The sequence below is a fragment of the Dokdonella koreensis DS-123 genome, from assembly GCF_001632775.1.
GTDB classification, from domain to species: domain Bacteria; phylum Pseudomonadota; class Gammaproteobacteria; order Xanthomonadales; family Rhodanobacteraceae; genus Dokdonella; species Dokdonella koreensis.
The window spans coordinates 2,207,632-2,226,822 of sequence record NZ_CP015249.1 but is presented as its reverse complement, the minus strand read 5'-3'; the positions used below and the strand labels follow the sequence as shown (position 1 = coordinate 2,226,822).

General features: G+C 69.6%; 19 protein-coding genes. 7 read left to right on the top strand and 12 right to left on the bottom strand.

Annotated elements, in window-relative coordinates; translation table 11 throughout:
- Positions 1-3: 3 nt before the first annotated feature.
- Together glnD and map are read right to left on the bottom strand one after the other, a co-directional pair.
- A complete protein-coding gene (glnD, locus tag I596_RS09045; protein WP_067646704.1) occupies positions 4-2,676 on the bottom strand; it encodes a [protein-PII] uridylyltransferase in 2,673 nt (890 codons plus the stop codon).
- 7 nt (positions 2,677-2,683) lie between these two features.
- The gene (gene map / locus I596_RS09040; RefSeq protein WP_067646701.1) at positions 2,684-3,451 is read right to left on the bottom strand and encodes a type I methionyl aminopeptidase; all 768 of its coding nucleotides are present in this window, start codon (positions 3,449-3,451) and stop codon (positions 2,684-2,686) included.
- Between the two features lie 301 nt (positions 3,452-3,752).
- Here map and rpsB point away from each other — a divergent pair, with 301 nt between their 5' ends.
- The 3 genes from rpsB to pyrH all read left to right on the top strand — a co-directional run bounded on the left by rpsB (position 3,753) and on the right by pyrH (position 6,556).
- Positions 3,753-4,634, top strand: coding sequence for a 30S ribosomal protein S2 (rpsB, locus tag I596_RS09035; RefSeq protein WP_067646698.1), 882 nt, complete (start codon positions 3,753-3,755; stop codon positions 4,632-4,634).
- Positions 4,635-4,785: 151 nt separating this feature from the next.
- Complete coding sequence (gene tsf, locus I596_RS09030; protein ID WP_067646695.1) at positions 4,786-5,667, top strand: translation elongation factor Ts; 882 nt, start codon at positions 4,786-4,788, stop codon at positions 5,665-5,667.
- Between the two features lie 163 nt (positions 5,668-5,830).
- On the top strand, positions 5,831-6,556 hold the full coding sequence (gene pyrH, locus I596_RS09025; RefSeq protein WP_067646692.1) for a UMP kinase: 726 nt from the start codon (positions 5,831-5,833) through the stop codon (positions 6,554-6,556).
- Positions 6,557-6,601: 45 nt separating this feature from the next.
- On the opposite strand, the gene I596_RS09020 is transcribed toward pyrH, so the two are convergent.
- The 3 genes from I596_RS09020 to pdxR form a co-directional block, all read right to left on the bottom strand.
- Positions 6,602-7,024: a hypothetical protein gene (locus tag I596_RS09020; protein WP_067646689.1), complete on the bottom strand. Its 423-nt coding sequence runs from the start codon at positions 7,022-7,024 to the stop codon at positions 6,602-6,604.
- Between the two features lie 37 nt (positions 7,025-7,061).
- Positions 7,062-7,619, bottom strand: coding sequence for a putative Fe-S cluster assembly protein SufT (sufT, locus tag I596_RS09015; protein WP_067646686.1), 558 nt, complete (start codon positions 7,617-7,619; stop codon positions 7,062-7,064).
- A gap of 147 nt (positions 7,620-7,766) precedes the next feature.
- Complete coding sequence (pdxR, locus tag I596_RS09010; protein WP_223303943.1) at positions 7,767-9,275, bottom strand: MocR-like pyridoxine biosynthesis transcription factor PdxR; 1,509 nt, start codon at positions 9,273-9,275, stop codon at positions 7,767-7,769.
- 140 nt (positions 9,276-9,415) lie between these two features.
- On the opposite strand from pdxR, the gene I596_RS09005 reads away from it, so the two are divergent.
- Complete coding sequence (locus I596_RS09005; protein WP_067646684.1) at positions 9,416-9,844, top strand: hypothetical protein; 429 nt, start codon at positions 9,416-9,418, stop codon at positions 9,842-9,844.
- A gap of 6 nt (positions 9,845-9,850) precedes the next feature.
- Here I596_RS09005 and I596_RS09000 read toward each other — a convergent pair whose 3' ends face one another.
- The 4 genes from I596_RS09000 to I596_RS08985 form a co-directional block, all read right to left on the bottom strand.
- Entirely contained in the window at positions 9,851-10,963 is a 1,113-nt protein-coding gene (locus I596_RS09000) for an acyltransferase family protein (RefSeq protein ID WP_067646681.1), read from the bottom strand.
- A gap of 13 nt (positions 10,964-10,976) precedes the next feature.
- Positions 10,977-12,386: an NAD(P)(+) transhydrogenase (Re/Si-specific) subunit beta gene (locus I596_RS08995; RefSeq protein WP_067646678.1), complete on the bottom strand. Its 1,410-nt coding sequence runs from the start codon at positions 12,384-12,386 to the stop codon at positions 10,977-10,979.
- Between the two features lie 63 nt (positions 12,387-12,449).
- The gene (locus I596_RS08990) at positions 12,450-12,743 is read right to left on the bottom strand and encodes an NAD(P) transhydrogenase subunit alpha part 2 (protein ID WP_067646675.1); all 294 of its coding nucleotides are present in this window, start codon (positions 12,741-12,743) and stop codon (positions 12,450-12,452) included.
- Positions 12,740-13,873: a Re/Si-specific NAD(P)(+) transhydrogenase subunit alpha gene (locus tag I596_RS08985; protein ID WP_067646672.1), complete on the bottom strand. Its 1,134-nt coding sequence runs from the start codon at positions 13,871-13,873 to the stop codon at positions 12,740-12,742. Before I596_RS08985 ends, I596_RS08990 begins: the two co-directional genes overlap by 4 nt.
- A gap of 113 nt (positions 13,874-13,986) precedes the next feature.
- Between I596_RS08985 and I596_RS08980 the strand changes: the two genes are divergently transcribed.
- Together I596_RS08980 and I596_RS08975 are read left to right on the top strand one after the other, a co-directional pair.
- A complete protein-coding gene (locus I596_RS08980) occupies positions 13,987-14,553 on the top strand; it encodes a nitroreductase family protein (protein ID WP_067646669.1) in 567 nt (188 codons plus the stop codon).
- Positions 14,554-14,560: 7 nt separating this feature from the next.
- Positions 14,561-15,469, top strand: coding sequence for a 5'-3' exonuclease (locus tag I596_RS08975; protein ID WP_425478807.1), 909 nt, complete (start codon positions 14,561-14,563; stop codon positions 15,467-15,469).
- A gap of 38 nt (positions 15,470-15,507) precedes the next feature.
- Here I596_RS08975 and I596_RS08970 read toward each other — a convergent pair whose 3' ends face one another.
- The gene (locus I596_RS08970; RefSeq protein WP_067646663.1) at positions 15,508-17,043 is read right to left on the bottom strand and encodes an SMP-30/gluconolactonase/LRE family protein; all 1,536 of its coding nucleotides are present in this window, start codon (positions 17,041-17,043) and stop codon (positions 15,508-15,510) included.
- A gap of 122 nt (positions 17,044-17,165) precedes the next feature.
- Here I596_RS08970 and I596_RS08965 point away from each other — a divergent pair, with 122 nt between their 5' ends.
- Positions 17,166-17,708: an NUDIX hydrolase gene (locus I596_RS08965; RefSeq protein ID WP_067646660.1), complete on the top strand. Its 543-nt coding sequence runs from the start codon at positions 17,166-17,168 to the stop codon at positions 17,706-17,708.
- A gap of 28 nt (positions 17,709-17,736) precedes the next feature.
- Here the strand turns inward: I596_RS08965 and I596_RS08960 are convergent, their stop codons facing one another.
- Together I596_RS08960 and I596_RS08955 are read right to left on the bottom strand one after the other, a co-directional pair.
- Positions 17,737-18,123, bottom strand: a complete 387-nt coding sequence (locus I596_RS08960) for an MAPEG family protein (RefSeq protein WP_067646657.1) — start codon at positions 18,121-18,123, stop codon at positions 17,737-17,739.
- 209 nt (positions 18,124-18,332) lie between these two features.
- Positions 18,333-18,899, bottom strand: coding sequence for a Maf family protein (locus tag I596_RS08955; protein ID WP_067646654.1), 567 nt, complete (start codon positions 18,897-18,899; stop codon positions 18,333-18,335).
- Positions 18,900-19,191: the final 292 nt, after the last annotated feature.

Genomic DNA, 19,191 nt, shown 5'->3' with positions numbered 1-19,191 from the left:
CGCTCACGCGCTGGCCGAAGCCGGCGCGGCCGCGGGCAGCAGGCGGTCCATCAGGACCGCACGCAGGGACTCCTGCGCGGCGGCATCGAGCGGTGCGCCGGCATCGTCGGTGATTTCGAAGAAATCTTCCACCCGCTCGCCGAAGGTGACGATGCGCGCATCGTGCACGCGCACCTTGCGGTCGCGCAGGGCCTGCGCGACGGCCGCCAGGAGGCCGGGACGGTCGGTGCAGATCAAGGCCAGCCGCGTCCGGCGGCGTACCGGGTCGGCGCGGAAGACGACGCGCGGCTCGACCTGGAAATGCTTGAGCGTGCGCGGCAGGGTCCGCACCGCCGGCACCACGTCGAACGCCTGGCGCTCGAGCATGTCCAGCAGCTGCCGTTCGATCTGCCCGCAGGCCTCCGCGGACAGGGTATGGCCGTGCGCATCGAGGATCAGGAAGGTGTCGAGCACCTGGCCGGTGCGCGAGGTGACGACGCGCGCCTCCACGATGTCCAGCTGCCGGCGGTCGAGTACGGCGGTGACCGCGGCGAACAGGCCTTCCCGGTCGGCGGCGTGGATGAAGATCTCGCTGGTTCCGCGCAGCCCTTCGGGCCGCACCTTGACCAGCGGCAGCGTGTCCGCCTGGGCGATCGCGGCCGTCTGCCAGGCGATCTGGTCGGGGCTGTAGCGCAGGAAGCTGCTTTCCGGGAACACGCTCCAGATGCGCGTGATCGCCGCCGCGTCGATGCCGCGCCCGTCGAGGAGGCGGCGGGCGCGATCGCGGCAGGCGTCGGCGCGCTCCGCCGCCAGCGGAGGCAGTTCGCGGCGCTCGCGCAAGGCGAAGCGCGTCGCGCCGTAGAGGTCCGACAGCAGGCGGTCCTTCCAGGAGTTCCAGAGCTTGGGGCTGGTGCCGCAGATGTCGGCGACGGTGAGCAGGTACAGGTAGTCCAGTCGCTCCCAGTCGGCCACCTCGGAGGCGAAGCGATGCACGACCTCCGGGTCGGTGATGTCCTGGCGCTGGGCCGTCGTGCTCATCAGGAGGTGCCAGCGCACCAGCCAGGCGACCAGCTCGATGTCGGCCCGCGGCAGACCGAGCTTGGCGCAGAACTGCTGGGCGTCCTCCACCCCCAGCACGGAATGGTCGCCGCCGCGCCCCTTGGCGATGTCGTGGAACAGGCCGGCCAGCAGCAGCAGCGATGGCTGCGGCAGGCGCGGGAAGATCGACCGCGCCAGCGCGAACTCGCCGCTCGGGTCGGGTGCGGCGAAGCGCGCCATGAAGCCCAGCACGCGCAAGGTGTGCTCGTCGACGGTGTAGACATGGAACAGGTCGTATTGCATACGGCCGCTGACCCGCGCGAAGCCGGGCACCAGGCGCGCGAGCAGGCCGTAGTGCGCCATCGTCGACACGGTCGCGACGGCCTGGACCGTGTCTCCCTCGAGGACCTCCCGGACCGCGGCGAGCACGTCGGCCCGATCGGGATCGAACGCCGGGTCACGCAGCAGCCGGCGCACGCGGCGCGTGGTCGAGGCCCGCAGCCCGGTGACGCCGGGCAGCCGGTCCAGCGACGCGAACAGCGTGACGAGGCGGCCCGGTTCCCGTTCGAGCGAGACGGCCTCGTCCAGGGCGATGCGGTCGCCGATGCGCACCAGGCCGTCGCCGATCGGGACGGCGGTCGGCGGTGCCGGTTCCAGCCGCTCCAGCGCCCGGTCGATCGCATCGTCGCAGGCGGCCGCGATGCGGCTGGTCGCACGAAAATAGCGTTGCATGAACTGCTCGACGCCCAGGTTGCGCCGGCTTTCGTCGCGATAGCCGAAGCGCTGGGCCAGCGACCGCTGGTGGTCGAACAGCAGCCGTTCCTCCGGCCGCCCCGCCTCCAGGTGCAGGGCGTAGCGGACCCGGAACAGGCGCTCGCGGGCGGTGGCCACGGCCTGGCGCTCGTCTTCGTCCAGCAGCGTGGCCGCAGCGATGCGATCGAGCCAGGCGATCAGGTGCAGGTCGCGCAGGCCGCCGGGGCCTTCCTTGAGGTTGGGTTCCAGGTTGTAGGCGGTGTCGCCGAAGCGTCGCCGGCGCGCGACGCGGTCGGCCTGCTTGGCCTCCAGGAAGGCCAGCGGCGTCCACAGGCGCTGGTCCGGCAGCGATGCGGTCAGCGCCGTGCCCAGGGCGTCGTCCCCGGCCAGCGGGCGCGCGTCGAGCAGGGCCGAATAGACGGTCTCGTCCTGGCCGGCCAGCCGGCGGCAGCCGTCCGCGTCGCGCACGGCATGGCCCGGCTTGAGGCCGATGTCCCACAGCGTGGAGAGGAACATCTCGAGCGCCCGCTGCTGGCGGGCCTCGGCGATCGGGCCGGCGGTCAGCACCAGCAGGTCCACGTCCGAATGCGGGAACAGCTCGCGCCGCCCGTAGCCGCCGACGGCCAGCAGCGCCATGCCTTCCCGGTCGCCGAGCCAGGCGCGCCAGACGTGCAGCGCGACCCGGTCGACCATGGCCGCCCGCGCCGCGACCAGGCGCGTCGCCGCGACGCCGTCGCCGAACGCGCCGGTGAGGTCGCGGTCGCCATCGGCCAGGAACTGGCGCAGGCCCAGGCGGGCGCTCGCATCGACGCCCGAGCGGGGGATGGGGTCGGCCAGGCGCCGCAGTGCCGGCACCGCCGGTTCGCGGTGGGGCGGCGCCTCGCGATCGTTCGGCGCGCCGCTCATCGGGGACTCAGGCCGCTCGCGGCCAGGGCGTCAGGATCTCGTGGCCGTCGTCGGTGACGACGATGGTGTGCTCCCACTGGGCCGACAGGGAGTGGTCGCGCGTCACCACGGTCCAGCCGTCCGGCAGCAGGCGGGTCTGCGGCTTGCCGGCGTTGAGCATCGGCTCGACCGTGAAGGTCATGCCCTTCTCCAGGCGCAGGCCCGCGCCGGCCTGGCCGTAGTGCAGCACCTGCGGGTCCTCGTGGTAGATCTGCCCGATGCCGTGCCCGCAGTACTCGCGCACGACCGAGAAGCCCTGCGCCTCGGCGTGCTTCTGGATCGCGTGGCCGATGTCGCCGAGCGTCGCCCCGGGGCGTACCTGCGCGATGCCGCGCAGCATCGCTTCGAGCGTGGTGTCCACCAGCCGCCTGGCCAGCACCGACGGCTGGCCGACGAAGTACATGCGGCTGGTGTCGCCATGCCAGCCGTCGCGGATCACGGTGACGTCGATGTTGACGATGTCGCCGTCCTTGAGCACCTTCGACGGACTCGGGATCCCGTGGCAGATCACGTGGTTGACGGACGTGCACAGGGTCTTGGGATAGCCCTTGTAGCCGACGTTGGCGGGGACCGCCTTCTGCACGTCGACGATGTGGTCGTGGGCCAGACGGTCCAGTTCCTCGGTGGTCACGCCGGGCTTGACGTGTTCGACGAGCATTTCCAGCACTTCGGCGGCCAGGCGGCCGGCCTCGCGCATCTTCTGGATCTGGTCGGGAGTCTTGATCTTGACGTGCATGGGCAGTGAGCGGTTCCGGATGACTTGTGGCGGTGCCGGGGACGGCGTACAATTGTACGGTTTCGTGGCGCCGTTATCGCAAGTTGCTGGCGACGCTACGGAAATATGGCCCGCCGGGCAATCCGGCAAGGCCATAGATGGCGAACCCGCCAAATCCGCACACGTATCGTCACCGCTTTCGGGGTGCCCGGGCCGAACAGGCCTCGGGTCGCAGGCGGGGATACGTGGAGGTTCAACCCCGGGCAGTACCGAGCCGCAATCATACCGGCACGGTCGCCCACGCACGATTGGAGTCAATCAAATGCCTCAGGTCACGATGCGCCAGATGCTGGAAGCTGGCGTGCACTTCGGTCACCAGACGCGTTACTGGAATCCCCGCATGGCCGACTACATCTTCGGCGCGCGCGGCAAGATCCACATCATCAACCTCGAGAAGACCCTGCCGCTGTTCAACGACGCGATGAACTTCGTGTCGGGCCTGGCGCAGAAGCGCGGCACGATCCTGTTCGTCGGCACCAAGCGCTCGGCGCGCGACGCGGTCAAGGAAGAAGCCGCCCGCTGCGGCATGCCGTACATCGCTGCCCGCTGGCTCGGCGGCATGCTGACCAACTTCCGTACCGTCAAGCAGTCCGTGGCCCGGCTCAAGGAGCTGGAGGCCGGCGCGACGGACGGCACCTTCGACCGCCTGGTCAAGCACGAGATCCTGAGCCTCCAGCGCGAGCGCGAGAAGCTCGAGAAGTCGCTGGGCGGCATCAAGGACATGGGCCGCCTGCCCGACGCGCTGTTCGTGATCGACATCGGCCACGAGAACATCGCCGTGCTCGAAGCCAAGAAGCTCGGCATCCCGGTCGTGGCGGTGGTCGACACCAACTACGACCCGAGCCTGGTCGACTACGCGATCCCCGGCAACGACGACGCGATCCGCGCGGTGCAACTCTATGCGCGCGCCGTCGCCGACGCGGTCCTGGAAGGCAAGGCGGCCGCCCCGCAGATCGCGGCCAGCGAGAAGGACGAGTTCGTCGAGCTGGACGCCGACGGCAACCCTGTCACGAAGAAGGACGCCGCCGACCGCGACAACCGCCGCAACAAGCCGGCACCGCGCAAGGCACCGCCGAACCGCCGTGGCGCACCGGCCGGCAAGCGTGGCGACGCCCCGCGCGGCGGCGCCGACCGGAGCGAGTGACACATGCCGGCAAGCGTGCGGCGCTAGCCTGTCGCGCTTGCCGGTTCCTCTCCCGCGAGGCGGGCGACGCGCCGGCACGGCCGTCGTCACCGACATCTCTACATTCCACGCGGCGGGTCGCCGCCGCGTCGCAAGCAATCGAGGTTTTCCGATGGAAATCACCGCACAGCTGGTCAAGGAACTGCGTGAGCGTTCCGGCGCCGGCATGATGGAGTGCAAGAAGGCGCTCACCCAGAACAACGGCGACATCGAAGCCGCCATCGAGTGGCTGCGCAAGGCCGGGCTCGCCAAGGCCGACAAGAAGGCCGACCGCGTGGCCGCCGAGGGCCGCATCGTCCTGGGCCAGGAAGGCTCGCGCTCGGCGCTGGTCGAGATCAACAGCGAGACCGACTTCGTGGCGAAGGACGAGAACTTCCTCGGCTTCGTCGAGAACGTCGCCAAGGCGGCGGTCGCCGGTGCCGGCGTGGCCGACGTGGCCGCACTCAAGGCCGCTACCTATCCGGGCGGCGGCACGGTCGAGGAAGCGCGCTCGGCGCTGATCGCCAAGGTCGGCGAGAACGTCCAGGTGCGCCGTCTCGTCAGCCTCGACAGCGCCCACGCGGTCGGTGCCTACGTGCATGGCGGGCGCATCGGCGTCCTGGTCGAGGTCAAGGGGGGTTCCGCCGAGCTGGCACGCGGCATCGCGATGCACGTCGCCGCGATGAATCCCCCGTACATCGCCGAGAAGGACGTCCCGGCCGACTTCATCGCCAAGGAGAAGGAGATCGAGCTGGCCAAGATGTCCGAGAAGGACAAGGCCAAGCCGGCCGAGATCCTCGAGAAGATCATCAGCGGAAAGATCAACAAGATCATCAACGACGTCACGCTCACCGGCCAGCCCTACGTGCTGGACAGCAACGAGACCGTCGGCGCCGTCCTCAAGAAGGAAGGCGCGGAAGTCGTTTCGATGCACCGCCTGGTCGTCGGCGAGGGTATCGAGAAGGTCGTGGAAGACTACGCCGCCGAAGTCATGAAGCAGGCCGGACTGGCCTGAACAGGACGGTGGTTCGCCACCCCGAAAGGCCGCGGGAAACCGCGGCCTTTTTTCGTTGTGCGCATCTGCCGCACGTGCATTCGGCCCGGCAAGGGCCGTCACATGATTTTCATATGGACGCTTCGGGTAAAATCCGGCTGTTTTGCCCGCCTCGGAGAACCTGATGACCCGCTCGATCGCGTACCGTCGCATTCTGCTCAAGCTCTCCGGCGAGGCACTGATGGGTGAAGCCGACTACGGCATCGACCCGAAGGTGATCCAGCGCCTGGCGCGCGAGATCATCGAGGTCCAGAAGGCCGGTGTGCAGGTCGGCGTCGTGATCGGCGGCGGCAACATCTTCCGCGGCGAGGGCCTCGCGGCGGCCGGCATGGACCGCGTGACCGGCGACCACATGGGCATGCTGGCCACCGTCATGAACGCACTGGCCATGCAGGACGCGATCGAGAAGGCCGGCGGGTTCGCGCGCACGATGAGCGCAATCAAGATCAACGAGGTCTGCGAGGACTTCATTCGCCGCCGCGCGGTCCGGCACCTCGAGAAGGGCCGCATCGTCCTGTTCGCCGCCGGCACCGGCAATCCGTTCTTCACCACCGACTCGGCCGCCGCGCTGAGGGCGGTGGAGGTCGGCGCCGACCTGCTGCTCAAGGCGACCAAGGTGGACGGCGTCTATACGGCCGACCCGGCCAAGGATCCGACCGCCAAGCGCTACGATCACCTGTCCTACGAGGAAGTCATCCACCGCGACCTGCGGGTGATGGACACCAGCGCGATCGCGCTGTGCCGCGACCACCGGATGCCGCTGCGCATCTACGACATGGGCGTGGCAGGCAACCTGATGCGCATCATGGAAGGCGCGCAGATCGGCACGCTGGTCAACACCGAAGGGTGATCCATCCGCTTCCGGCGCGCCGTCGGCCGGTCCGGGGCGGCACGCTCAGCGTCGCGCGCCCATCATGCGGATCTGGCGCGGCCGCCGCGCCCACAGTACGAGGAACACCGGCAGCAGGACCGGCGGCGCCCAGTACGCCAGCTTGATCCAGCGGTGCGCGGCGTTCCAGGTCGAGCCGGTGACGAGGTCCATCGCCACCCGGCCGTCCTCGGCGATCCGCGCGAAGCCCTCGCTCCAGGCTTGTTCCAGCCAGCCGGCGCCGTAGCCACGCAGGGTCGGCACGGCATCGTCGATGGGCCGTCCCAGAAAGATGTAGGTGGCCGCGAGCGGCGCCTCCCGGCGCGCCGACGCCGCGATGTGCTCGCCGACGTGCGGCAGCGACGGCACGGCGCCCCAGACCACCAGGTCGAAGGCCAGCGTCAGGACCAGCATCCCGAGCGCGACGGCCCACCCCTTGATCTTCTTCATCCTCGACCTCCCCATGGCTGCCGGACGCCGCCCCGGCTCAGAACATGCCGGTCTCGAGTCGGGCGATTTCCGACATCATGCCCTGGTTCCACGGCGGATCGAAGACCAGCTCGACATCGGCCTCGGCGATGGTCGGGATCAGTTCCAGCTTGGTGCGCACGTCGTCGACCAGGATGTCGCCCATGCCGCAGCCGGGCGCCGTCAGCGTCATGCGGACCTCGACCGTGCGCATGCCGTCCTCGCGGTGCTCGAGCACGCAGTCGTAGACCAGGCCCAGCTCGACGATGTTGACCGGGATCTCGGGATCGAAACAGGTCCTGAGCTGGTCCCAGACCAGCCGCTCGACCGCTTCGTCGTCCGCGTCCACCGGCAGTTCCAGCGGTGGCGGCGCCGCCTTGCCGAGCGCGTCGGCATCGGACCCTTTGATCCGGAAGAGGTTGCCGTCCACGTAGACCGTGAAGCTCCCGCCCAGCGCCTGGGTGATGTAGCCCGCCTGCCCCGCCGGCAAGGTGACGACGTCGCCCTGCGGGACCATGACGGCCTCGCAATCGCGCTCGAGCCGCACCGGCTCGGATGTCTGGCTGTAACCGTACATGGAATGCGTCGAGTCGGCCGGTCGTGGAAAGTCGCCCATTATGCCGCGACGGCGTTCGGGCTGAGCGGTGCTCGCAGGGCGCCTGCGATGTCGCGGCCCGGCGCTGGAGCCCGGCTGTCTTGCGATATCAGGGCGATCCGCTGCCGTTCAACCGGACGGCGCCAGGGCCGGCGTACCGCCCAGGCCGAGTTCGCGCAGGCAGCGCCCGAGCAGGCGCATCGCCGCTTCGACATCGCCCGGCGAAAGGCCGGCATAGCCGAGCAGCAGCCCGGGGCGCGGCGGCGGCCGCAGGCAGTAGGGTGCCAGTGTGTACAGGCCCAGCCCGCGTGACCGCGCATGCGCGACCAGGCGCTCGCTGTCGGCATGACTGACGCCGTGCAGCCAGGCGGTCACGTGCATGCCGGCGCTCGAGTCGGCGACCTCGGTGGCTCCGGCCGCATGGCGGGCCAGGCCGTTCAGCATCGCCGTGCGGCGCAGGCGCAACGCCGTCGCCGCGCGGCGCAGGTGGCGCTCGAAGCCGCCGCCCGCGATGAAGCGCGCCAGTGCCGCCTGTTCCAGCGCGCTGCAACCGCGGTCTTCCAGCCACTTGGCCGCGACCAGCGGTCGTCGCAGGGCATTCGGAATGACCATGTAGCCCAGGCGCAGCGCCGGGAACAGCGCCTTGGAAAAGCTGCCGATGTAGATCACGCGATCGTCGCGATCGAGCGACTTCAGGGCGGCCAACGGCCGGCCGGCATACCTGAACTCGCCGTCGTAGTCGTCCTCCACCAGCCAGGCACGCCGTGTGGCCGCCCATTCGAGCAGGGCCATGCGGCGCGCCAGCGGCAGCAAGGCCCCGGTCGGGAACTGGTGCGACGGCGTGACGACGGCCAGGCGCGCGCGGGCCGGCAGCGCCTGCGGCACCAGACCTTCGGCGTCGACCCGGCAGCCGTGCACGCGCGCGCCCTGGGCCAGGAACACCTGGCGCGCGCCGCGGTAGTGCGGGTCCTCCAGCGCCACCCCGTCGCCGGACGTCAGCAGCACGCGCGCCGCCAGCGCGAACGCCTGCTGGGTGCCGGACACGACCAGGACATCGTCCGGCTCGGCCTGCACGCCGCGGCGGCGGGCGAGGTAGTCGCAGATCTGCTCGCGCAAGGCCGGCAAGCCCTGCGGGTCGGGGTAGTCCGGATCGGCCTCCTCCGCCGCCCGGCTGACCTCGCGCCGCCAGGCGCTGGCCAGGGCCGGATTGGCGAGCGGCAGGCCGTACTGGAGGTTGTAGCGCAAGCGCATCGGCGCGCGTGCGCCCTGGAATGCGCCCTCGCTGGCGGCCAGCGCGCGCCGCGCGAATGCCGACAGCGGAGCCACCGGTTGCGCGGCGATCCTGCGGGAAGCGGATTTGCCGAGCGCGATCGGGGCGACATAGCTGCCCGACCCGACGCGCCCGACCAGGAACCCCTCGGCCTGCAGTTGCTCGTAGGCGGCAAGGACGGTGTTGCGCGACAGTTCCAGCTCCGACGCCAGACTGCGGCTGGCCGGCAGGCGCGCGCCCGCCGGCAGGCGTCCGGTCAGGATCGCGTCCTTGAACGCACGGATCAGCTGGCCGTAGCGCGGCCCCTGCCCGTCCAGCTCGATGTGCACGACCGGACCTCCCAGCGTCGCCCAGAACGCGAGCTGCATGGTACCAATCCGGACGCCGGGTCCGTCGCTGCGATGCGCGTCGCCGTGTGGCGATCGATCGTGCTGCGCTATGATCGGCGCCCGTTCCCGCATTCGCCCCCCGTCCCCCGTGCCCTGCCCGACCCTGCCCGCCTGCTGCCGTGGGCACTGATGCCTTCCACGTCCGGCGCCAGCGCTGGCTCGGCCTGGCAACCGCCGCGATGTGTGCGCTGGCCGCCGGTGCGGTGTGGTGCGTGCTGTCGCTGTACGTCGCTCGAAACCTGACCGTACTGGCGCTTCCGATCGCCCTGGTCGTGGCCTGGGTGTTGCGCAACCACGGTTTCGCGCAAAACGCCGGTGGCGCCCTGCTGGCCGCCGGCTTCACCGCGGCGGCCTGCTTCTATGCGCAGTACCTGCTGGCGACTGCACACATCGCCTCGATGCTCGGCTTGCCGATGCGTACGGCGCTCGCGCAGATCGGCCCGGGCATGGCGACCGCGGTCATGCAAAGCCGGATCGACGGCTGGGATCTGGCGATGATGCTCGGCTCGGTGGTCGCAGCGGCCTTGCTGGTGCTGCGCGGGCGCTAGCGCCGCTCAGGCGTCTCGCGCGACCGTGCGTTGCCGCGCGAACACCCCCGCCGCACGGCGTCCCAGGCGAATGCCCGGTTTTTCGACGAAGGCGTGGACGAACGCCGCGACGGCGACGGTCAGGATGACATTGAGGGCCAGGTAGAACGCCAGATGCCGTGTTCGCCACCAGGCTTCGACCGGAATGCGCAGCAGGAGCCAGAGCATGGGGTAGAACACCACGGCGTGGAACAGGTAGATCGAATAGCTGATCCGGCCGAGCCACGCCATGACCGGATGCGTGATGCGCACGACGGTCATGCCGAGCACGAAAACCGCGACCCCGATCGAGTACGGCACCGTCAGCTGCCACGGCAGTTTCGCCGCCAGCGTCGAGAGCAGAGGCAGCCCGGCCAGGTAGAACGCCAGCAGTCCCCACAGGCAGGCGCGCACGGCGGGCGCGCGCAGCTCGCCGTCGTACCAGGCGCGCAACAGCGTGCCCATCGACATGATCGCCAGGTACACGAACCAGGGCAGGACGTCGAACCCCGGCGCCGGGCGTCCCATTGCGCGGAACACCAGCGATGCGGCGACGACCAGCGTCAGGGTCGCGGAGAAAAGCGCGATGCGCCGGTAGTTGCGAATGCTGCCGGTCAGCACAAGGACCAGGCACACCGCATAGAACGCCAGCTCCACGCCCAGCGTCCAGTACAGGCCCTGCGCGGACCGGACCCCGATCAGGTCCTGCAGCAGCGTGAGGTTGACGAGGAACTCGCCGGCCGTGAACTCCCGGCCCCACAGCCAGTGGCAGGCGTAGGCGCCGGCGGCGACCGAGAGCCAATACGCCGGGTAGATCCTGAAGACGCGCCGGATCGCGAAGTCCCAGCCGGCCCGCGGCCGCTCCGGGTGCACGCTGAACGGGATGACGAAACCGCTGATGACGAAGAACGCGACCACGCCCACGCGGCCGGCATCGAGCAGGCGGGCCGCGTCGTAGAGCCAGCGGCTCGCTTCGGTCTGCGGACTCAGGCCGTAGAAGCTCTCCGAGACGTGCATCCAGACCACCAGCAGCGCCGCGATCGCCCGCAGCGCGTCGAGCGCGACCAGGCGGTCGGTCGCCGCCGCCTGTCGCGCGGGCATCTGCCCGCCGGAGCTAGTGGCCGCCGCCCTCGATGCTCTTGAGTTCACTGATCAGCCGGTTCGCCGCTTCTTTGCCGTCGGCGTACAGCAGGCGGGTGTTGTCGGCGTAGAACAGCGCGTTCTCGATGCCGGCGAAACCGGTGCCCTTGCCGCGCTTGATGACGATGACCTGCCGCGAATCGACGACGTCCAGGATCGGCATACCGAAGATCGGCGAGGTCTTGTCGGTCTTGGCCGCCGGATTCACGACGTCGTTGGCGCCGATGACGATCGCCACGTCGCAGGTCTTGAACTCCGGATTGATGTCGTCCATGTCGGCGATCAGGTCGTACGGCACGCCCGCTTCGGCGAGCAGCACGTTCATGTGTCCCGGCATGCGGCCGGCCACCGGGTGGATCGCGAAACGGACATCCTTGCCCGACTTGATCAGCAGCTGCGACAGCTCCCAGATCTTGTGCTGCGCCTGCGCGACCGCCATGCCGTAGCCCGGCACGATGATGACCTTCTCGGCCATGTAGAGCAGCGAGGCCGCATCGCTGGCCTCGATCGGCTTCTGCGACCCGGCGATCTCCGAAGCGCCCGCGCCGCCGCCGCCGAAGTTGGAGAACAGCACGTTGCTGAGCGGCCGGTTCATCGCCTTGGCCATCAGCTGGGTGAGGAACGTGCCGGCTGCGCCGACCACGGTTCCGGCGATGATCAGAGCCTCGTTCTGCATCACGTAGCCCTCGAACGCGACCGCCAGTCCGGTCAAGGCGTTGTAGAGCGAGATCACCACCGGCATGTCGGCGCCGCCGATCGGCAAGGTCATCAGTACGCCGAAGGCCAGCGCCAGCACGAAGAACACGACCACCAGCGAGGCGTCCAGCCGCCACAGCACCAGCGCCAGGCCCGCCAGCGCGGCGGCCACGAGCACCGCGAAATTCACGAACTGCTGGCCGGAGAACGTGAAGCGCTTGTCCATGCGGCCGTCGAGCTTGGCCCAGGCGATGATCGAGCCGGTCATCGAGACCGATCCGATCAGCGCGCCCAGCACCGCCAGCGCCAGCGTCGCCACCGGCGGCACCGCGGCGCCGGGCTGCGAGAACTTCAGCAGCTCGCCGGCGCCGATCGCCGCCGCCGAGCCGCCGCCCATGCCGTTGAACAGGGCGACCATCTGCGGCATGTCGGTCATCGCCACGCGGCGGCCCCAGAGCCAGGTCGGCACCACGCCGACGACGATGCCGCCGACGATCAGCCAGAGGTTGTGGCCGCCGGTGATCGCGAACGTGGCCAGCGTCGCGATCACCATGCCGATGCCCGCCTGCACGATGCCGCGCCGCGCCGTCACCGGCGAGGACATGCGCTTGATGCCGAGGATGAACATCACCGCGGCCAGGAAGTAGGAGGCCTTGGCGAGCCAGACCCATGCGGTTTGTGTATCCATGAACCCCTCTCGTGCCTGTGGGAACGCGTCGCCGCGCGAACCGCGGTCGCGGCGCCGGATCGCTTAGTCCTGCTTGTCCTTGCTCGACTTGAACATCTCGAGCATGCGTTCGGTGACGACATAGCCACCGGCGGCGTTGCCGGCGCCCAGCGCCACGCCGAGAAAGCCGATGAACTTGGCCAACGGCGTGTCGGCATGCGCCAGCGCGATCATCGCGCCGACCAGCACGATGCCGTGGACGAAGTTCGAGCCCGACATCAGCGGCGTGTGCAGGATCACCGGCACCCGCGAGATGATCTCCTTGCCGGTGAATGCGGCCAGCATGAAGATGTACAGCGCAAGAAAACCGTCGATCATGACTGGGCTCCTTCGATCAGCTGGCGCGTCGGCTCGTGCAGGATGCGGCCATCGTGGGTGAGGCAGGTCTTGGCGATCAGCTCGTCGTCCCAGTTCAGCGTCAGCGCTCCGTCGTTCAGGGACAGCTCGAGGAAGTTGTAGAGGTTGCGTGCGTACATCTCGCTGGCGTGGATCGGGGCGGAAGCCGGCAGGTTGACCGTGCCGATGATGCTGACGCCGTTGGGTGACACGACGGTGCGGCCGGCCTCGGTCAACTCGCAGTTGCCGCCGGATTCGGCCGCGATGTCGACGATGACGGCGCCCGCTTTCATGCCGGCCACCATTGCCGCGCTGACGATGCGTGGCGCCTGCCGTCCCGGCACGGCCGCCGTGGTGACCACGACATCGATGCCCTTGAGATGGTCGGCCAGCGCCTGCTGCTGTCGCTCGCGCTCTTCGGCGGTCAGCTCGCGCGCATAGCCGCCGCTGCCGGCCGCGCTGACGCCCAGATCGAGGAATTTCGCGCCGAGCGACTCGATCTGCTCGCGGGTCTCGGGGCGGACGTCGAATCCTTCCACCTGCGCGCCGAGGCGGCGCGCGGTCGCGATCGCCTGCAGGCCGGCGACGCCGGCGCCGACGACCAGCACCTTGCTCGGCCGGATCGTGCCGGCGGCGGTGGTCAGCATCGGGAAGAACTTCGGTGCGGCCTCGGCGGCGATCAGTACCGCCTTGTAGCCGGCGACGGCCGCCTGCGAGGACAGCACGTCCATCGCCTGGGCGCGCGTCGTGCGCGGCAGCAGTTCCATCGCGAAGGCCGTGATCTTGCGATCGCGCAGCGCCTTGACCCGCTCCGGATCCCGATGCGGCTGCAGGTGCGCGATGACCACCGCACCCGCCTTGAGGCCTGCGATCTCGTCCGGGTCGGGAGGCTGGACCCGAAGCAGGACGTCCGCACGCGCCAATGCTCCGGCGCGGTCCAGCACCTGCGTCGCGTCGAGCGCGGCGTCGGAAAAGTAGGCCGATTCCCCGGCTCCGGCCTCGGCGAGGACATCGGCGCCTCGGGCCTTCAGCTTCTTCACCACGTCCGGCGTCAGGGCGACGCGACGCTCGCCCGCCGCGGTTTCGCGCAGTACGACAACGGCAACCGGCATGTTCTCTCCCCGCGCTGTTCGAGAGACCGGCATCCTAGCCGAACTGCCGGCCGATGTAAGCAGCAGGTGAATTGCTACACTGCTGCGCTTTCCACGCACGACGCCACGGGTCCATGTCCCTCCTGCAACCGATCACCGCCCGACTCTCCGTCCCGTCCCGCCAGCTCACCGGCCCCGGCCCCGACGAGGCGCAGCTTCGCACCCTGCTTGAGGCGGCGATACGCGTCCCCGATCACGGCCGTCTCAACCCGTTCCGCCTGCTGCTGATCCGCGGTGATCAGGGCCGCCGGCTCGGCGAGCGGCTGGCCGAGATTCATGCACGCAAGGAGCCGGACGTGCCCGCCGGCGTGCTGGCCAAGGACAGGGAGCGCTTCGCTTTCGCGCCGGTGGTCGTCACCGTCGTCGCCCGCGTGCTCGCGGGGCACAAGGTGCCCGAGATCGAGCAGCGCCTGACGGCCGGCTGCGTGGCCTACAACCTGCTGCTCGGCGCCCAGGCACTGGGCTACGGCGCGCAATGGCTGACCGGCTGGCCGGCCTATGACCGCGACGTCGCCGCCCTGCTCGGCCTCGCCGGGGACGAGGAGGTCATCGGATTCGTCCATATCGGCAATATCCGCATCCCGGCCTCGGAGCATCCGCGTCCGGCCCTGGCCGACCTGCTGGGCGAGTGGAACGGATGATGCCGTGGTGACGCGTGCTGCCCATCTGATCGACGCGAGCCTGTACGTCTTCCGCGCCTGGCATGCGCTGCCGCCGGACACCCTCGACGCCGACGGGCACCCGCTCAATGCCGTGCACGGCTTCACGCGGTTCCTGCTGGACCTGCTCGAGCGCGTGCGTCCCTCGCATGTGGCGGCCGCCTTCGACGAGTCGCTCACGCATTCGTTCCGCAATACGCTCTACCCGCTCTACAAGGCCAATCGCGCACTGCCTCCGGAGGAGCTGGAGCGGCAGTTCCGTCACTGCAAGGACGTGGCCCGCGCGCTGGGGCTGGCCGTGCTGTCGGATCATCGCTACGAGGCCGACGACCTGATCGGGAGCGCCACGACCCGGCTGCATGCGCACGACCTGGACGTGGTGATCGTCTCGGCCGACAAGGATTTCGGCCAGCTGGTGTCGCTGCGCGCCAGCCAGTGGGACTTTTCCCGGGACTTGCGCTGGGACGAGTCCGGCATCCGCGCGCGCCTGGGCGTGCGTCCCGACCAGGTCGCCGACTACCTGGCGTTGACCGGCGATGCGATCGACAACATACCCGGGGTGCCGGGCATCGGTGCGAAGACCGCCGCGAGCCTGCTGCATCACTTCGGCACCCTCGACGCGCTGCTGGCACGGGCCGAAGAAGTGGCCTTCCTGCGGTTGCGCGGCGCGGCGACGGTCGCCCGCCGGCTGCGCGAGCACGCCGGACAGGCGCGGCTTTCGCGCCAGCTCACCGGCATCGTCCTGGACGCGCCGGTGCCCGAGGCGAGCGAAGACTATCGGCATCGGCCGCCGTCGTTCGACGACGTCGAAGCCTTGTGCGAGCGGTTGCGCCTGGGGCCGATGACGCGGACCCGCATCCGCGCGCTCGGTGGCACGAGCACCGCCGTCAGCAGCTGAAGCGGGCTGCACCTGCAGCCCGCCTGGGAAAGGGGGCGTCAGCCGCCACCCTTCTTGTCGAGCGCCTTCTCCAGCTCCGTCTGCTCCTGCGGCTTGTCGGAAAACGGGCGAGCCGGAGTGAACCGTAGGTCGTCGCCATCCAATGCGTTGCCACCGGGAGGGATTTCCTTGCCGACGGCGACGTCGATGCCTTTCTGGTCCCAGGCGAAGCGGGCGTCGCTGCGATAGATCCTCACCGGTGCAAGTGCGCCGTCGTCCTTTGCCACGCCGTAGCTGTCGTAGTGCGCACGCCGGCTGTCGGCGATGAAGTAGAACCCGCCGTCGGCCACCGTGCCGACCGTCGGGAAGCCGAATTCCGGCTTGGCCGCGTCCAGCGGCATCACCTTCGTGAGGGCGCGTCCGTCCGGCGTCAGGTGCATGCGCAGCACCCGCTTGGGCGACATGCCCGGTTCGACCGCGATCAGCGTGTTGTCGTACCAGTAGAGGCCTTCGATGCCGCTCAGCACCAGGGCTGCCGCGTTGTAGTGGAGATCGAAGCCCTTGCCCGTGGTCAGGTCCAGCCCGGCGATGCCGTGCGTGAAGTCGGCGAAGTAGAGCAGCTTGCCGTCGTCGCTCACGGCGACACCGCGAAGGCTGGTCAGCCGCGGGTTGTTCATCAACGGCTTGACGTTCTTGCCTTCCAGTCGATAGAGCAGGTTCTTGACGCCGTCGGTGGCGAACACCTGGCCCTTGCGGCTGACCACCACCGAGGACAGCGTATGCGGTGCACCGGCGTCCGGCAGCAGGTACTTCTCGACGAACGCGCCGGTCGACAGCTTGAACTTGAAGAGGCCGGCCTGTCCGTTCGTCTCGGCCGAGAAACCCTTGTAGTAGATCGACGCCGTGCTCGCGACGTAGAGCGCGTCCCGTTCGGCGTCGACGGCCAGCGCGTGCACGCCCCACAGGCCGTTCTGCGCATTCGGCGCGATGAAGTCGGTCAGCTTGCCGGCCTTGTCGACCAGGTAGACCTTGCCCTCGCGGACGCTGCCGACCAGGAACTGCTTGCGCTTGGGATCCCAGCCGATCGACTCGAACAGGTAGTCGCCCTTGGGCAGGTCGAAGGCGACCTTGCCTTCGCCGAACGGCTTGAGATTCGCGCGCAGGTTCTCGACCGCGTAGGTCCACACCTGCGTGTCGGAAACCTTCTTGAAGCGCGGATCGTCCGCCAGGTTGTAGCCGAAGCCCTGCTGCTGCATCTTCAGCAGCACGTCGTAGGCGCGGCTCTTGTCGTCGAGGTTGGCGTAGGCGGCCGCCAGCGCCAGCTTGACCTCGCCGGAGCTGGGGCGAAGCTGGCCAAGCCGTTCCAGCGTCCAGGTGAGGCGGCGCATGTCCTCCTTCTCCTGGTAGATCGAGGCGAGCTGCCCGAGCACGGCCGGCAACTGGACCTGCTTGATCTGCGCTTCGGTCAGCGTGGCCGGATCCAATTCCTTTTGTTTCTGGTTGGCCGGTTTGGCGGGGAGCGCCACCTGGGCCATGGCCGCGGGCGCGCAAAGCGCCACGACCAGGCAGCACAACAGCAGGGGTCTGATCTTCATGAGGCGATAGGTTCCTTCGGAGCCGGCACGAGACCGTGCCGGGCCTGGAAAGTTTCGGGGTGGACGCTTGGCCCGGCCTGCCGGGCCCGTAGAATAGGCAATCCCCATTCTACATCGCCCCCATGAGCGACACCGAAACCCTCTACGACGGCAAGTGGCTCCGATTGATGCGGCGGGGGCGCTGGGAGTACGCCGAGCGCACGAATCCGGGCGGCGGCGTCATGATCATCGCCGTCACGCCGGAGGACTGCCTGCTGTTCGTCGAGCAATACCGGCCGGCGCTCCAGTCGATGACGATCGAAATGCCGGCCGGCCTGGTCGGCGACATGGCGGACCAGGTCGGCGAGAGCGCGGTCGATGCCGCCGATCGCGAGCTGTTCGAGGAAACCGGCTATGTCGCCCGGCGCATCGAGTTCCTGATGGCCGGCCCGACGTCCTCGGGCATGAGCAACGAAATCCTCGCGTTCGTGCGGGCCTATGACCTTGTCCGCACCGCCAGTGGCGGCGGCGACGAAACCGAGGACATCCAGGTCCACGAGGTCCCGCGCGATCAGGCGGCCGGCTGGCTGGTCGAGAAGATTCGCGCCGGCTACTCGATCGACCCGAAGATGTTCGCCGGCCTGTACCTCCTCGATCACGGCGAGGCGCTGTTCGGGGCCGGCTGAGCGCGGGCTGCCGCCCGCGCGGCGCGGATCAGAACAGCAGGTACTGCCAGAGCAGCAAGGCGGCCGAGGCGACGATCGCCAGCAGGGTCAGCGCGATGCCCGCTGCGCGTCCGAAGCTGACCGCGGAGGTGCGCGACAGGCCCCAGGCGTGCAGTATGCGCCCGGCGATCAGCGCGATGCCGATCGCATGGAGCACCGGTGGCTGGGTCTGGTTCGCCTCGAGCAGCAGCATCAGCAGCAGGGCGATCGGCAGGTACTCGACCGCATTGGCGTGGGCGCGGATGCGCTTGGCGAGCTGGTGGTCGCCGCCGTCGTGGATGCCCACCCTCGCCGTGCGTCGTTGCAGCATGACCCGGACCGCCAGGACGACGATCAGCAACGCGCCGAGTGCCGCGTACAGAGCCGTTATGCGCATGGATGCCACCTCTTCCCCAGTGACCTCCCACGTTACCGGCCGGCGGCGTCCGCGTCGAGCGACGGTTCTGCGCCGCCGCTGGCGCGCCTGCCGGCACGTTTCCGCCGGCGCGCGCCCGGCTCACCCCGCACAATCATCAACCGCGCGCCGCGCCGGCCAAGAAGCAAACCCGTTTCGCGGGCACGGCCGAGGCCGCGACGCGAGATCCGCTACAGATCGCCGGTCTGGCGCAGCAGCGCGGCGGTCTCGAACAGCGGAAGGCCCATGACGCCCGAGTAGCTGCCGGACAGGTGCCGGACGAATGCGGCAGCGCGGCCCTGGATCGCGTACCCGCCGGCCTTCCCGAACGGCTCCCCGGTCGCGACGTACGCGGCGATCTCCGGGTCGGAAAGCGGCGAAAACGTCACCTCCGACACGCACGAAGCGTGCGCCTCGCCGGCCGAGCCGACACACCACACGTCCGACAGCACCTGATGGGTGCGCCCCGACAGGCGGCGCAGCATCCGGGCGGCCGCCTCGGCATCGGCAGGCTTGCCGAAGACCTCGCCGTCGAGCACGACCTCGGTATCGGCGCCGATCACCCGGGCGTTCGCCACGCCGGCCACCTGCAGCAGCCCGGCGCCGGCCTTTTCCCGGGCCACCCGGCTGACATAGTCCGGCGCCGGCTCGCCGGCACGGCGAATCTCTTCGATCGCCAGATCCAGCACCTCGAAGCGCAGGCCGAGCTGCACCAGCAACGCGCTGCGCCGCGGCGATCGGGAAGCCAGGAAAAGCATGCAAGGACCTCCGAGAACAGCGCGGTTGCGGGCCGGGGACCGACAGCATGCCATGCGTCGCCGAGCCTGCCGACTCGCCGCCGCACGGCCGCTTCCGTCCCCTGCCGATCGCCGCCGCCGGCCAGGAAGCGCCCGCCAGCCGCGCCGGTCGTGTAGAATCGCGCGCCCGCTCCCGCAGCCCGGATCCTTCGCGGCGGCCGCCCCGCCGGCGGCAGGATCGGGTACGGACCGGCTCCGTCTCCACCCGAAAGCCAACCGCGGCGGCGCGAATGACTGCGCCCCGATCGGGACC